This is a genomic window from uncultured Psychroserpens sp. (assembly GCF_947501425.1).
In the GTDB taxonomy this organism is placed as follows: Bacteria; Bacteroidota; Bacteroidia; order Flavobacteriales; family Flavobacteriaceae; genus Psychroserpens.
This window is the reverse complement of the sequence record NZ_CANMVN010000004.1, coordinates 39,970-56,261: the sequence shown is the minus strand read 5'-3', so window position 1 is coordinate 56,261 and position 16,292 is coordinate 39,970. Positions and strand designations below refer to the sequence as shown.

Genomic DNA, 16,292 nt, shown 5'->3' with positions numbered 1-16,292 from the left:
GAGGTTAGGAGTTAAAAGGTTTAATAATTCACATATACCCAACCTACTACAGGTTGATAATTGGTGTCGTTAGGATTAAGCACGTAGAAGTATGTGCCTACAGGTACTAACTTTCCATGGTTATTCAATCCTCTATTGATAAGTCCATACCATTTTTTATCATTATCACCTTCAAAGATCAAAGTGCCATAACGATTGAAAATTTTCAGTTCATGCTGTTCAAAAATATCATACAAGCCTTGTATGTTAAACCAATCGTTTACTCCATCATCATTTGGTGAAAAACCTTGAGGAACATAAGGCGGACAATTTTCTACCGAAACTTCAAAACTATAAGCTTCGTAGCATGGTGGATTATTGACTCTCACATAGATGGTTTGGGGATTGGATGTATTAGAAAAATTTTCAGGATTTATAATATCATTGGTGTTAGCCTCAAGATCTTCTAAAGATTCAAAAAATTTGATCTCTTCTTCAGTAATTAGAATTTCAGAAATCAATTCAACCAAATTGAAAGATCCACTATTAAACCCTTCATTACAGGCTATTTGATCAGGTAAAGTTTGAATAGGTGGTACAACTAAAAGTTCAACGAGTGCATCATCTATATTGTTGTTCTCATTGATCTCGGTGACAATGCCATTGCCTGTTCCGTCATCGTCAACAGACAGAGTTAGTAAGAATATATCATCAACACTATCAGGAAGCATCAAGGTTATAGAACCACTCTCAGAGCCTCCAATGGGAATCTCATTCTCTGTTTGGGTTTGACCAATGTTTACACCATCTGCATAGCATGCAATTGGTGTGTTGGCAGGTAATGAATCAGTACTATTAGTATTAAACACTGTAAAATCAATCACAATAGTTCTATCACCACAATTAACAACATAATTATCCAGAGCAATCGTTGCATCAGGTAACTGGCTATTGAGTACGGTAACTATATTATTGATAATAATAAGATCTGCTCTAAAAACGCCAAATTCATCAAAATCACCTGTTGTTAATTTTATGGTCGCATTGGTGTCACCAATATTTATATTATCCTGAATATTATAAACATCCAGATCAGCATTATAAAATGTGTTGGAATTTGTAAAGCTGTTGGTTCCGTTAAAAGCATTATCACTTAAATTTAACGGTGGATTAGAAAGCACATTATCATTAATAGATAGACTTTCTCCAAAATTTAAACTATTATCACCTTCCCAAGCTAAAAAACCAATTTTTGCGCCTTCATTATCGATGACATTCAGGTTATCAATTACAATGGTTTTTTCCTGATTATTTCTGTTGATGATCTCAAGACCTTGATACAGGTTCAATTGATTAAGAGGAAGGCTGTCATCTTCATAAATGATGTAGATACTCCAACCTGCAAAATTTGTTCGATTACTGCAATATCCTGGTGTATTAGTTAGTGCTTCTGTAATATCAAGATCGGCGAGTTCGTAAGAAATATTACCTTCGGAAATTATCATATCGGTAATATTTGCATAACAAGAAAAATAGGTAAGCGTTTCACTAAAAGGTTCTGTATAATCAACAGTGTATATGTCTTCAGCATCAATTGGGAGACCATTAAGTGTGACATTAGCATCACCTGTTCCAGAACCAGCCCAATACAAATATGCAGAAACAATTGTAGCTGAGGACGATAAGTTTAATGTAGCACTTGATGATTCTAATGGAAAACAAAAGCTAAAATCAAGATTGTTTTCAAAAGGATTAAGTGTATTGCCTATGGCTATATAATCATATCGACCGTTGTACTGTTCGAATAAATTGATGTCTTGTGCAGATGAGGATATTGTAAAAACAATAGATGCTATAACCATTATGGATTTCAAAAACCTCATTTAACGAACTTTAGAATAACAATTTACATGATTTTTAGCGTTTTAGGGCAAAATGTCCTTTTACTGTACGTCCATCTTCTAAGATCACTACAAACCAATAATCACTTGCAGGCATATTAGCACCATTGAATGTCCCATCCCATCCTGGTCCAAGTGGATCGAGTTCTGAGAGTAATTTTCCAAACCGATCAAAAATCAGAATTTGCGAGTTAGGTTGAAAATCAGCATTAATCCCTTTCACTTGCCAAAACTGGTTAAAGGTATCACCATTTGGCGTAAAGAATTTTGGAAATCCTATCACAGAGACAATTTCTTCTACTGTCCCACAATCATTTTCAATATCACGCACGTAAACGGTATGAAAACCAAAACTTACATTTTCAAATAGATTGCTTTCCTGATATGGTCCATTTGGATCATCTAAGGCATATTCATAAACACCATCTCCTGTAACAAAAACACTAATGGAGTTATTTGATGTTGCATCAGTAACTTCAATTTCTGTAATGTTGGCAATGTCTGATGGTAATACATTTATGGTTCGGTCTTTAAAGCAGCCATCAGTTGAGGTCACTCTAACAGTATAGGTACCAGGTTCGTTAACTTCAATAGAAAATTCATCTTCGCCTGTTGACCATTCGTAATAATAATTATTTGGGATATCATCAATTAATCCACCAGTTAATGTAATGGTCTGGGGGAAGAAATTCAGACAGTAATACACATCTTCCTGAATTTCAATATTAGGTAGTTCAAATACGGTAAGCTGTATTTCGCTAATTCCAAAACAAGCATTCATATTTTCAACACGAGCATAAATAGTTTGTGAATACGGATTAGTATTGGTGTAATTTGTATCTAGTGCATCATCCTCAACTAAAGCATTTTCATAGGTCTCGTAAAACGTCACATCAAGATCAGCTGGTAGTCCAAACAAAATAGCATCCAAAGCATCATTTAAATTAAAGTTATAGAGACCATCTTCGGTGCCATCATCATCACAGACTTCTAAAACTGTATTGTTTGAAGCTGTTGAACTCACTTCAAGAGTTAATTCTGCTATATTAGTACAGCCTGTTGTAGTATTAGTAACTAAAGCGTAAAGTGTTTGCGGATTAAAATAATTCTCAAAAGCATCAGCGTTGACTTCGTCTTCAGCATTTTCAAGGTCAGATAGTGATACATAAAAGTTTATGGTTCTGTCTGATGCACCTCCAGTAATATCATCAAATGCCTGATTAAGATCAAAGATGGTAAAGCCTTCTGGAATGCCATCTTCATCACATTGAATTAAGGTTGAATCTATAGCCTCAGGAGAATTATTCACTGTTAGAATAAATGAATCTGTACTATAGCAGTCTGTATTGGTGCTATTTTCTATTCTTACAAATATTTCTTCAGAATTAGCAACTGTATTTGTGTAATTTGATGGTAAAGCACCTGTATTATCGTCAGCGTCCTGTTGGGTTGGGTGATAAGAGATAGTATATAAGGTTTCATCTTGATTTCCTAAAATACCTGCATTTAAATCATTTAGATTAGTTGTTGTAAAACCATCCATATTATTGTTATCGTCCCCAGAATCACAAACAGTAATATCATTTAGCGTAGTTATTATTGGTGTAACAAAAACTGATAGTGTAAAGCTTGTTGTTGCAAAACAGTTGGTGTTGTCGTTATTTTCTACTCGTGCGTAAATGGTTTGTGGGTTTTGAAAATTAGAAAAATCACCAACAATTTCATTTGTATTTGCATCAGCATCATCTTGTGTTTCAAAATATCTAACACTATACTGAGCTTGGTCTTGAGTGTCAAGAATATCAGCATCTTGAATGCTAAGATCAAAAACGGATGTTTCTGTCGTATCACAAACTACAATATCCTGTGGTTGAGTTGCAGTTGGAATATCAAAAACACCAACTACAGCTTCGCCTTCAATTGGGCATTCACCATTATTGGGTTCAATAAAGACCTCATAGAAGCCTGGAGTATCTACGCCTAATTCAAATGTGTTTTCGGGAAGCACAACACCATCTTTTGACCAAGTATAAGTAGCACCTGGAATTTCTTCAGCTGTTAAAAAGTACAAATCGCCAACGCATAAGCTAAGGTCTGTTGTACTAATGCCATTTTGAATGATATCTATTTGTGAATTAAAAAGAGATTGAATAAAAGGTGGTAAACCGATACGGCTTAAATTTTGAAATCCACCATTAATATCCAATAGTACACCAGTTTCATCATAGTTTGAGGCGCCACCTGTGGCCTCTGGATTTTCAATAACACCAATATAATTTCCTGAAGTTGTAAAATTAGCAAAACTCACCTGAGCTCTGTAGATGCGTTTGTCTAATCCTAATTGCAAAGCTCCAGCACTGAGAGTACCTGAACTATGGATCAATTGGATTGACGCTGGAATATCTGCACTCTCCAAATCCCATTGGTAAATACTACTAGCACCATTCCCTTGAATACCTGCGCCTACAGTTGCGTATACTTTTCTGTTTTCTGCGGAAAACTCAACACCATAAGGACTATCTCCATTTTGAGGACCATATAGCTCAACTGGGTTGGTAATGATTCCTGTATCATTATCAAAATCGAATAAATAGACACCACCAGCTGCATCATTAGCTGTTACTGTAGAAAACCCAAAATGAGCTACTGCTAATTTAGTACCATCAGGAGATGCTTTGATATAACCAAGTGCATTTCTACGATATCCAGAGACTGGTACTTCGGGACCAACTGTAGAAATTACAGGTGTTGTATTGACACCGTTCGTATCTACTTTAAATGCATAAAACTTATCTACAAAGTGAGTAATCACCCAAAATGATGAGCAATCGTCAGCTTTTACAGCGGTGATTTTTTCAGAACATTTATAGTCAACTTCATCTGGATTAGTTTCATCATAGGTAATGAGAGGTACGTTTTTTTCAGTATCTACAACATCACCCAGACCACCATCTAAAGTAATATCTACTAAAGAATATTGGAGACCATCATTAACACCATCTCCATCAGTTTCTCCAGGAAATGCTGCAGAGTTAAAATGATGAGGCTCGTCCACTGTAAAAATATAATACAAGTTTGGATCTTGCGGTTTAGGAACAATCAATCCAGAAGATGTACTTGAGTCGTCACCTTTTAATCCAGTACCAAACAATTCGCTGGCATTAGCCATTGGAATATGATTGGCGTTCCAAATGGTACGACCATCAGAGTAAAACAATAGATTTCCATTAGTATCAGAAATTGATGTACAGCCTTCGAGCGTATTTAGTTGACCGTTAGTGACTGCAGTAACTGTGCCTGTTCCAGCATCAAATTGCAGACCAGCATTTTGTCCGAAATACCAAAAGGAAGCTTCTTGTTGTGCAAAGGTAAGGGCAATACAGAGTTGCGTAATAAAAATTAAAACGTGATTCTTTTTCATGTAATATTTAGCAATTAACCAAGACGTTCTATGGATATAACAAACTGACATTTAAAACTCCTAATTTTCTTTAAAAAAGAGAGTTCAAAATTGGTTTCTGTTCTTATAGAACTACTGAGTCAATAAAGATATTACAAATCTCGCTTTTTTAATAATCTATACGATAAAAAGATAAATAAAGCTGTCCAGCAAATTACAATAGCTATCTCATGCCAATGCACTGCAAAATCGTAAGCAATATCTGCTTTTTCTGGCATCTTGGACATTACAATTCGCTGTATAGGTTGATCTATAAGCTTATACATAGATTTTAACGGAAAGAAATTCTGAATTCTTTCAGCAACATCAGCATTAACTTTCCAAGTAATTAGTCCGAAAATAATCCATTCTAATAACCAAAGCACGAATAAAAATGCTAATGCAAAAGCTGAACGCTTTACCAACATTCCGAGGAATAAACAGAGACTAAAAAATCCGACTAATTTAAGGAAATAAGCTAACAGAAATTCTGTGCCTCTAAAGATGAGGTGAGGCTCACTGATACTAGAATAATATAACCCGATAACTAAACAGATTAGAAATATAATTAATGTAGCTACGGCAGAAAAGAATAAAATGGTGTAGAATTTTGATAAAATGAATTCCTTTTTACTCAATCCGTCAATAAGGTTTTGTTTTATGGTCTTATTACTATATTCATTACCAATCATACTTACAACAACTATAGCAAAAAAGAACTTAAATTGGGCAGCAAAGAATGTCGTAATATGCCAAACTATGGGGAAATTAAACACACCATAATGTCCTAATTCTAGTACAAATAAACCAAAAAAGTTGATTCGTAATGAAGATAATATAATAACGAAGAATGGTAGAATGAATGATATAAAAATAAGAACTTTACTTGCTCTGTTGAGCAATAATTTTTGAAGTTCTAACTGTAATAATCTTAACATGGTGGTTGGTTTTTGATTGTTCTGAAAATTTGCGTTTCAGACTTGATTTGATTGATGATTAGTTGTTATTATCTGTTAATTGTAAGAATTGCTCTTCTAAACTTTCTTTACGTTTCACAAGGTGAGATAGGACGATACCTTTATCAAACATGAGTTTGTTAAATGTATGCGAATCCATAGGTTCATTTAAAAAGGCAGTAATCAAATTGTCTTCAACTTTTATAGTTCCGAAGTACGAATGCTCTTCAAGAACTTTGATAAGTTTCTCTTGTTTTTCTGCTTTTAGTTCGAAAAATCCATGACTGGATATCATTTCATCTACACGACCTGAATACAATTTCTCTCCTTTTCTCAATACTACAACATGAGAGCATACTTTTTCAACTTCATCCAATAGGTGAGAGGCTAAAAGTATGGTGGTTCCGTCATTGGCAATATCTTTTATAATCTGACGAATTTGATGAATTCCTTGCGGATCTAAACCATTTGTAGGTTCATCTAATATTAAGATTTCAGGATCATTTAGCAAAGCAGATGCAATTGCTAAACGCTGTTTCATACCTAATGAATAGGTTTTGAATTTATGATCTTTTCGATCTAGAAGTCCGACAACGTCAAGTTTTTCTTGAATTTTACTATCGTCCACACCTTTGATTCTACAGACTAACTTTAAGTTTTGCTGAGCGGTCATGTAAGGATAAAAGTTTGGTCGCTCGATAATAGCACCAACCTTTTTAAGTGCATCGTGAGTAGAGGTATTACCGTCAAACCAATGGAAATTACCTTCGGTTTTATTGACCACATTTAATACAATACCTAGAGTGGTTGATTTACCACTTCCGTTAGGACCTAAAATGCCATAAACATTACCTTTATTGATTGTAAATGATAAATCTTTTACAGCTTTGACGTGACCAAAATTCTTACTGAGATTGTTAATGGTTAGAATTGATTCCAAAATTTGATTGATTTTTTCTGCGGAACTCATGTCTGCAGTGGTTGATTATTAAAGTATGACGACTATACATTCGTTTTGTTACAAAATCCAGATATAGTTCATTCTGAAAAGATAACTAATCTATGATCATCATCTTAAGGACAAGTAGAAAAATAATGAGATTAACAGTTAATCTTAGCCATTTTATTTTAGATTTCAAAATGAGATTTCCTACAGAAATTAGTACTAGAAAACCAGCAACAATAAGTAATTGAGCGAGTTCGATACCAATATTAAATCCTAATAAGGGTAAAACGATAGACTCATCATCAAAGATCATCATTTTAATATAGTTAGAAAATCCTAATCCGTGAATGAGACCAAAGGCTAATAAAATGATGTATGTTGTAGTAAGTTGTTGTTTAGATTGTTTGTCTTTAGCTAATAACCAAAAATTATTGATACAACTCAACAGGATAGTAATAGGGATGAGTAGTTCAACAAGATCAGAGTTAATTCTAACGAGATCTAATCCAGAGAGAAATAATGTCACACAGTGCCCAACGGTAAAAGCAGTAACTAATCCCAAGATTTTTTTCCAGTCGTTAAATGTGTATAAGATGCAAAATGAGAGTATGAAATAGAAATGATCTAAACCATCTGGGTCCAGAATATGATTGATGCCTTCTTCTAGGTAGAATTTAAAATCAGTCATTAGTAAGATGTATTAATTCCAATTTTCGTCAAAGTCTAAATTGTCATAATCATCAACATCGATATCATCATCAAACTCATTAAAGTCGTCTCCAAAATCTTCAGCTTCAAATGCTTTTTCCGGAGCTGTATCTGGTATTTGTCCGTGAACAAACATAAGGTTTGGGTAGTCGGTACCTTCAGCTTCATCGACAATTTCAGCAAGCTCTACAAAAAAGGTCCACATGCTTAAAAAATCGTAAACATAAATGAGTTTTGTTTGAGCTTCATGGACCACATCATTTAGAGTAGTTTCATTCATAGTGCGAACTGCATTAGCACCTTCACTAACATCAAACATAGAGATTTCTTCACCTTGTTCCCAAGCATCATTACTGATATAGAAAGAAGCCATTTCCAATCCGTCAAATCCAAAAGATTGCGTAATTGTATTGTGTAGATCCTCAAGTGAATCTGTTTCACGGATTTCAATATCTCTGAAAATATCGTCTTCTGTGTCGTTATCTAGTATGACTCTAAATCTATAAATCATGATGTAAAAATAAACTATTTTTTAAATTATTTACTAAATCGGTGTAAGGTAAATACCATTGCCGAAAGGAGTAAGAATGCACCAACCTGATGTACCACTCCAAGCCATACAGGTACTGCGTATATTATGGTAAGCACACCTAAGATAAACTGTATAGCAACACCAACCAATAAGGTATTTATACCAGTGATTTGATATTTTGTAACTATAAGACGTCTCATTCTGTACCAAATAGCAATAATAAACGCAACAACAATATAGGCTAGTGTTCGATGAACAAACTGAACACCACTTTTGCCTTCAATGAAATTTCTGTAGAGTGGTTCTTGTTCTATGTAAACCGTTTCATGCATAAATTTCCCATCACTCATCATTGGCCAGTGATTATGAATAAAACCAGCATCTAAACCTGCAACAAAAGCACCATAAATGATTTGAATAACTAAAATAACCAGTCCTACACGAATGAAGTTTCTCATACTTTTATTAACCTCTTTTTTCTTCGGAAATATGAGATCTAAAGCCACCCAGAACGTGTAAGCAAACGTCAGGAATGCTGTAGTAAGGTGCATCGCTAGTCGGTAATGGCTTACATCTGGGTTGTCTACCAAGCCGCTTTTTACCATATACCATCCTAGAAAACCTTGAAAAGCTCCCATACAAAGCAGGATGATACTTTTCTTGATGGTTGGTTTTGAGAGTTGTTTTCGTATGAGGAAGTATAAGAACGGAATAATGAATACGAGTCCGATAAATCGTCCAATCACACGATGGATCCATTCCCAGAAATAGATGTCTTTAAAATCCTGGAGATCAAAATGAGTGTTTAGTTTCTGGTATTCGGGATATTGTTTATAAAGGTCAAATGCTTCCTGCCATTCGACTTCGTTCATTGGTGGAATTGTTCCTGAAATTAACTTATAATTCGAAATTGATAATCCCGAATGGGTTAACCTGGTGATACCACCAACAATGACCATAATAAAAATTAAAACACAACCTGTTAACAGCCAATAAATGACCTTTTTGTTATCCTTTTTCATCTAAACAATTTCTTTTTCAAAGCACAAACTATTGTCCATACCAATGTACTGACCATAATTTGAAATAATTTTGTAATTCTTCTTTTTATAAAATGCAACGGCCTCTTGCTGACGTTTTCCTGTTTCTAAAATACAAGCGGCATATCCTAATTCTTTAGCCCAATGTTCTAAAGCATCCAGAATTTTAGAAGCAATACCATTTCCACGATATTCAGGGCTGGTATACATTCGTTTAATTTCTACTTTAGAACCGTTAAATGTTTTAAAAGCACCACAACCTACAGGAATGCTATCTGAGTAAGCAACTACAACATGTTTTAGAACATCTATACCATTAAATTGATTGTAAAACTCATGCTCATCACCATCAGTAGTTTTCAAATAGGCATCCAATTCTTTTACAAGGTTTATAAAATCTTTAGTATTTGAATTTGTTCTGATTACCTCAATCATAGTTATGGATTCGTTTTTAGACCTAATTTTTCCCCTTCTTTCAGCATGAGTTGATAGGCTGCTTCATATTCATTTGGGATTTCACCTTCTAAAATAGCTTCTTTGATAACTTCTTTAATTTTACCAATTTCTCTGGATGGTTTTAAATTAAAGGTCTTCATAATTTCTTCTCCTGAAATTGGAGGTTGGAAATTTCTAACGTGATCTCTTGCTTCAACTTCAACAATTTTTTGACGAACAATTTTAAAATTGTTGTGGTATTTGTTGAATTTTTTTGGATTCTTAGTTGTAATATCAGCTTCACACAAGGTCATCAAATCTTCTACATAATCACCAGCATCAAACACCAATCGTCTCACAGCCGAATCAGTGACAATATCTTGAGCCAATACAATTGGACGAGAACTCATAAATACCATTTTTTGAACAAACTTCATTTTTTCATTCAGTGGCATTTTCAAGCGCTTAAATAAATGATATACCATTTTAGCACCTTCAAATTCGTGAGCATGGAAGGTCCAGCCCACTTTTTTGCTGAATTTTTTTGTAGGTGCTTTACCAATATCATGAAGCAAAGCTGCCCAACGTAGCCAAAGATTATCTGTATGCTTAGCAATATTGTCAACCACTTCTAAAGTGTGATAAAAATTATCTTTATGAGTCTGACCTTCAACTTCATCAATTCCCTTTAATGCTGTAAGCTCAGGAAGAATGAATTTTAAAAGCCCTGTTTTTTCTAAATGTAAAAAGCCTATTGATGGCGTATCGCTTTCAAGAATTTTATTGAGTTCTACGACTATTCGCTCTTTAGTAATGATTTTAATACGATGATTGTTTCTTGAAATAGCTTTGAGTGACTCTGATTCAATTGAAAATCCCAATTGTGTTGCAAATCTGATAGCACGCATCATTCTTAGAGGATCATCACTATAAGTAATGTCTGGGTCGAGAGGTGTACGGATGATGTTATCTTTCAAATCCTGAACACCATTAAATGGATCTAATAAATTTCCGAAGTGATCCTCGGAAAGATTGAGAGCCATAGCATTTATGGTAAAATCTCTTCTATTTTGGTCATCCTGTAAGGTGCCATTCTCAACGATTGGGTTTCTGCTATCTTCATTGTAAGACTCTTTACGAGCACCAACAAATTCGATATCCATCCCATCATGCACCAACATAGCTGTTCCGTAAGTTTTAAACACTTGAACTTTGGGTTGGTCAGGGAGATTTTTAGCAACTTCTTTGGCTAGAGCAATACCGCTTCCAATAGCAACAATATCAATATCTTTATGCTCACCACGATCTAAAATGTAATCACGAACAAATCCACCAATAACATAGCTGTCTAACCCTAATTCTTTTGCAGATTTAGAGATGATTTTAAAAATAGGATGTGTAAGGGCTTGTTTGTAATTCATCATCAAATTGCTCCTGGCAAATATCGTTTCGCTTTCATCTTTACAAAACTTCTATACTTATTAAAAATAGAATGATTTTGTGTCGTTAATTTCGTTTTGCAAATTTACGACATAACAGACATCTTTTAAAATCTCTTATCTTTTTTATTTAAAAGATTAAAGATATTTTTTTGATAACGTTTGGATTTAATTTTGGTCTAAAATCTCTTGATAATAAGCGATTGATGTTTCAACCATTTTTTCCTTTGTAAACGTACTCAAGACGTGAGCTCTTGCGTTTTTTGAAATACGTAGTTTTTCTTCTGAATTTGTAAAGATCAAATCAATGTATTTGGTGTAGTCTTGAAGTGTTTTTGCAATAAAGCCGTTTTCTTTAGGTGTGATGATCTCATTAAAAGAGGGAATGTCTGAGGCAATCACAGGCTTTTGTAAAGCCATGGCTTCAGCAATGATGAGCCCAAAAGTTTCATTGAGTGATGGAAATACACAAACAGTTGCTTTAGAAACTAACTTTGGGAGTTCTTCTATTTGTTTGGCACCATAATAGGTTACATTGTCTTTTGCTACAGGAGAAAGCACATTAGTTTTGAGATGATCCAGATAGTTTGTTCCTCTGCCAATTAAATGTAATGAGGCATCTGGGTATGCCTTTATGACCTCATTAAAAACCTTACAAAGAGTGTCTAGACCCTTAGCTTTTGAAATTGTTCCAAAATAAAAAATGGAGTGTTCAATTTCTTTGATGTTAGGATTTGGAGCAAACAGATTTGCATCAATACCATTGTAGATGATTGTATCCACATCTATGGCATAAATATGTTTTAGAGCGTTGGCTGAAAATTGAGATACAGTAACAGTGTATGGTGTGGCTTCAAGCGCTTTTTGTTCCATATGTATTTTATGCTCTTCTTTTTTTGCACCAAGATAGTAATGCCAAAATCCGCGAGAACCATGAAAACGAATGACAAGTGGAGTAGAGTTGTTCCAATACGCTGTAAACCCATTAAATACAAATGATTCTATGATATCTATGTCATGAATTTTGCAGTAATTTTTGAGCTCTTTGGCAAGGTAACGACGTTCTTTTTTTAAAAAGTTAAGCTCAGCATTTTTGAGATTTAATTTTCCGCTAATTGATCTCAAAAACTCAGAGAACGGAAATTGTTTTTTGTAATTTTTTATGTAAGTGATTTTGATATTGTCATACCCAAATGCAACAGCACGTTTAGAAAACCCATAGATGTGAACCTCATGACCTAGCTTGCTCATAGATTCTGCCATGGTTTTTAAAAATGAGCCAACACCTCCAGAAGATGGAAGTTTTGGGTGAGCGTATTCATTTGTAAAAAAGACAATTTTCATCTATTAATATTAGCGTTTGTGATGTTCAACCACGCTTTTTAAACGTTCATAAAATTTTTGAGAGATCACATCTTTAGTGAAATTATTTTTGAGGTGTTGATATCCGTTCTCAACAAGTTCTTGCTGTAACGATTTGTTATTGATGAGTAATTCTACCTTATCTGCAAAATCGGTTGGATTCCCAACTTCAGCCAATAGTCCTGTTTTTTTGTCTACAATAACTTCTGGAATTCCACCAGCATTAGCAGCTACAATTGGTACTTTACAAGCATAGGATTCTAAAAGAACACCACCTGTAGGTTCGTTGTTAGAGGTAAACATGAACAGATCAAACTCAGGAAGTAACTCAGGAATATCTTTTCTAAAACCAGCAAAAATAATATGGTCATTCAAATTTTTATCGCTTACATATTGTTTGATTTCTTCTTCTAATTCTCCAATACCTACCAAAATATATTTTGCTTTTACAGTTTTACGTTTTACTAGTATTTCGACAGTATCTACCCAAGTATAATGATCTTTAAAACCTGTAAATGCGGCAATATTTCCTATGAGTTTATAATCTTTTGGAATATCAAACTGCTCATGCAACATACCATTTGGAGCTTGTTTTTTAAATTTTGCAATATCTGTAACGCTACCTACAATACTGAGTTTGCTGTGATCTTTTACTGCAAATTTTAAGACATCCACAACCGCTTGAGATACACAAATAATATCTTTAATACCTTTATAATTGTATTTCCATTTACGGAGCGCATTTGTGTCTACACGCCTTATAAGGGTTCGACATAACACTAATGGTGCTTGCATCTTGTAGAACATATGAGCCAACACAGCTATTGTGTGTGATTTACTATTATGCATTAGCACTACATCAATACCTTTTTCCTCAACAATTTTAGCAAGTTGCTTAGCAAACTTAAAATCGTATTCAGATTTGAAATCAAAGCCAATCACCTGCATGTTCTTTTCTTTAGCAACCTCATATATAGGTGTGTTTTTAGCACAAACGATATATTGATCTTCAAAGGAGTTGTTGTCTCTGTATGCTTCGTAAAGGTAGATGATCTTTTGTTCATGACCTCTCCAAACTCCAGATGCAGTAATTTGTAATAATTTCATTGATGGTTGATGTCGAAAGTTAGATATCCATTAATATACCGCAAAGTAATTAAAAAAACATTTAAGAACAGTGTGTAGTTTTGAGTTCAATATATAAAAGTTGTAGTTTTGCCTTAATGAAATCAAAAGCACATATGAAAGCCTCATTGGTTATTTCTACCTACAATTGGAAAGAAGCATTAGAGCTGGTGCTTAAAAGTGTGCTTAAGCAAAAGATGATGCCTTTGGAAATTGTCATCGCTGATGATGGTTCTAAAAATGACACAAAAGCGTTAATAGATAATTACAGATCCAAATTCAATATACCTTTAGTTCATGTTTGGCAGGAGGATAACGGGTTTAGAAAGTCAATGATTATTAATAAGGCTGTTGCAAAAGCTAAAGGTGATTATATTATTCAAGTTGATGGTGATTGTATCCTGCATCCATCTTTTATAAAAGATCACCTGCGATATGCGCGTCAAGGTGTTTACCTCTCTGGAAGCCGGGTGACTATCAAAGAATCTTATTTGAAGACTTTATTTGGACAACAAAAAACGCGTTTAAATGTATTTACCAAAGGTATAAAGAAAAGAGGTAGAGCATTACGTTTACCAATTTTGAGTACTTTTTATAAAGAAAGTGACGGATTTAATTTGAAGAATAGAGGGTGTAACATGTCTTTTGCTCGAGAAGATTTTATTGCCGTTAATGGTTATAATGAAGATTTTGAAGGTTGGGGAAGAGAGGATTCTGAATTGGGTAGACGATTTCATAATTACGGATTATTAAACCGAAGATTAAAAAACATCGCTATTGTTTATCATATTTACCATTATGAAAAACCTAAGGATAAATTGGATGAGAATCATCAAATGGAAGTTGATGCCGTAAAAAATAAAACCGTTTGGTGTAACCACGGAATTGATAAATATTTAAGTGAGTAGAACCAAGCACATACACGACAACTTCAAACATAATGAAGCGTTTTTGGATGATATCATTACCAACTTTGATAGCAAAGGTGAGGATTTTGGTAACCAAGACAGGAACTCTTTAAAGCTCTTTAAACTTGATGATAAATTGCTAAATGTTAAATCATTTCGAATTCCAAATCTTATCAATCAAATAGCGTATAGGTTCTTTAGAAAAAGTAAGGCTCAACGTTCTTTTGAATACGGAAAATGGTTACAAAGTTTAGATATTGGTACACCACAACCAATAGCGTATTACGAGTTTAAAACTTTATTTCTTTTTAAGAAAAGCTACTACATTAGTGAACAGTTAGAATGCGACTTGACTTATCGTGAACTGACTACAGATTTTGATTATCCTGACCATGAAAATATTCTTAGAGCGTTTACAAGATTTACTTATAGATTGCACGAAAAGAAAGTTCATTTTTTAGATCATTCTCCAGGAAATACCTTGATAAAAAAAGTAGGAGCAAACTATGAGTTTTTCTTAGTAGATCTCAATCGTATGGAATTTAAACCATTAGATTTTGAAACACGTATCAAGAATTTTTCAAAATTAACAACTCATAAATTTATGGTTAAGATCATGAGTGATGAATATGCTAAATGTTCTGGTGCTGATTTTAATATTGTTTTTGATTTGATGTGGACCTATACTGAGGCGTTTCAAAATCGATATCACAGAAAAAAACGTCTCAAGAACAAGATATTATTTTGGCGTAGAAGCAAATAACCTTTCTAAGGCTTTATATCTGTAAAACACACCATAGGCGTTTAACGTACAAATGGTATAGCCTTCTTTACCATCCAGAATGCCAAGTCGGAAAATATAATTCGTTAAAAATTTATAAACTGGTTTGATATAAAAATGAAACCAATTAGGACGTTGTCCTTTAGTGTAAAGTTCTTGTGCTTTAAGTAATCCATAATGCTCTGTTTTACGCTTATAACTTTCGTAATCACTAAAGGAATAGTGGAGCATGTAATGTTTTAAAACTTTAAATTCGCCTTTAAAATCTAGTAATTCATGAACCAATTTATCTTCTCTATATTTGGTGACTCCCTTTTTAAATAGACGAAACACACGATCAGTTTGGAGTCCGCTAAATCGCATGACTTTGTCATTAAACATAAAACGTCTCGGAATTTTAAACGCTTCAACACCATTAGCTTGTTTAACGGTTTCTACAATTTCTTTTTGAGACTCAGGTGTTAAACGTTCATCAGCATCGATAAAGAAAATCCATTTACAATTGGCTTGATCTATAGCGTAGTTACGCTGATCTGCAAAGTTTTTAAATTCACGTAAGATAACTTTGACATGATCCATTTCAGATAATTTTTCAAAAGTGCCATCAGTACTATGTGAGTCTATAACAATAATTTCATCTGCAAAAGCAACAGTGTTTATGACCTCTTCAATATGGTTAATCTCATTGTAAGTGATTAGTAATGCAGATATGTTGCTTTTTTCAGAATTCAAAATAATTTT

14 protein-coding genes are annotated in these 16,292 nt (G+C 33.9%); 2 read left to right on the top strand and 12 right to left on the bottom strand.

Going from position 1 to position 16,292, the window contains the following annotated elements; translation table 11 throughout:
* Positions 1–20: 20 nt before the first annotated feature.
* From Q0951_RS07045 to Q0951_RS06995, 11 genes are all read right to left on the bottom strand, one after another.
* On the bottom strand, positions 21–1,853 hold the full coding sequence (locus Q0951_RS07045; RefSeq protein WP_299335793.1) for a gliding motility-associated C-terminal domain-containing protein: 1,833 nt from the start codon (positions 1,851–1,853) through the stop codon (positions 21–23).
* A 43-nt stretch (positions 1,854–1,896) separates the two neighbouring features.
* Complete coding sequence (locus Q0951_RS07040; RefSeq protein WP_299335791.1) at positions 1,897–5,301, bottom strand: T9SS type B sorting domain-containing protein; 3,405 nt, start codon at positions 5,299–5,301, stop codon at positions 1,897–1,899.
* Positions 5,302–5,432: 131 nt separating this feature from the next.
* Positions 5,433–6,257, bottom strand: a complete 825-nt coding sequence (locus Q0951_RS07035) for an ABC transporter permease subunit (protein ID WP_299335789.1) — start codon at positions 6,255–6,257, stop codon at positions 5,433–5,435.
* A gap of 58 nt (positions 6,258–6,315) precedes the next feature.
* Positions 6,316–7,215 (bottom strand): ABC transporter ATP-binding protein, encoded by a 900-nt coding sequence (locus tag Q0951_RS07030; RefSeq protein WP_299336141.1) that lies wholly within the window; start codon positions 7,213–7,215, stop codon positions 6,316–6,318.
* Between the two features lie 115 nt (positions 7,216–7,330).
* Positions 7,331–7,909: a HupE/UreJ family protein gene (locus Q0951_RS07025; RefSeq protein ID WP_299335787.1), complete on the bottom strand. Its 579-nt coding sequence runs from the start codon at positions 7,907–7,909 to the stop codon at positions 7,331–7,333.
* A 12-nt stretch (positions 7,910–7,921) separates the two neighbouring features.
* A complete protein-coding gene (locus tag Q0951_RS07020) occupies positions 7,922–8,440 on the bottom strand; it encodes a hypothetical protein (protein ID WP_299335785.1) in 519 nt (172 codons plus the stop codon).
* 26 nt (positions 8,441–8,466) lie between these two features.
* On the bottom strand, positions 8,467–9,483 hold the full coding sequence (locus Q0951_RS07015; protein ID WP_299335783.1) for a COX15/CtaA family protein: 1,017 nt from the start codon (positions 9,481–9,483) through the stop codon (positions 8,467–8,469).
* Positions 9,484–9,936, bottom strand: coding sequence for a GNAT family N-acetyltransferase (locus tag Q0951_RS07010; protein WP_299335781.1), 453 nt, complete (start codon positions 9,934–9,936; stop codon positions 9,484–9,486).
* Positions 9,937–9,938: 2 nt separating this feature from the next.
* Positions 9,939–11,357, bottom strand: a complete 1,419-nt coding sequence (locus Q0951_RS07005; protein ID WP_299336140.1) for an HD domain-containing protein — start codon at positions 11,355–11,357, stop codon at positions 9,939–9,941.
* 186 nt (positions 11,358–11,543) lie between these two features.
* Entirely contained in the window at positions 11,544–12,719 is a 1,176-nt protein-coding gene (locus Q0951_RS07000; protein WP_299335779.1) for a glycosyltransferase family 4 protein, read from the bottom strand.
* Between the two features lie 9 nt (positions 12,720–12,728).
* Positions 12,729–13,844 carry a glycosyltransferase family 4 protein gene (locus tag Q0951_RS06995; RefSeq protein WP_299335777.1) on the bottom strand — a complete coding sequence of 372 codons (1,116 nt, stop codon included), beginning with the start codon at positions 13,842–13,844 and terminating at the stop codon, positions 12,729–12,731.
* 116 nt (positions 13,845–13,960) lie between these two features.
* Between Q0951_RS06995 and Q0951_RS06990 the strand changes: the two genes are divergently transcribed.
* Positions 13,961–14,770 (top strand): glycosyltransferase family 2 protein, encoded by an 810-nt coding sequence (locus Q0951_RS06990; protein ID WP_299335775.1) that lies wholly within the window; start codon positions 13,961–13,963, stop codon positions 14,768–14,770.
* Positions 14,763–15,533, top strand: coding sequence for a Kdo domain containing protein (locus tag Q0951_RS06985; protein ID WP_299335773.1), 771 nt, complete (start codon positions 14,763–14,765; stop codon positions 15,531–15,533). Before Q0951_RS06990 ends, Q0951_RS06985 begins: the two co-directional genes overlap by 8 nt.
* Here the strand turns inward: Q0951_RS06985 and Q0951_RS06980 are convergent.
* Positions 15,510–16,283, bottom strand: a complete 774-nt coding sequence (locus tag Q0951_RS06980; RefSeq protein ID WP_299335772.1) for a glycosyltransferase family 2 protein — start codon at positions 16,281–16,283, stop codon at positions 15,510–15,512. The genes Q0951_RS06985 and Q0951_RS06980 overlap by 24 nt on opposite strands.
* Between the last annotated feature and the right edge of the window lie 9 nt (positions 16,284–16,292).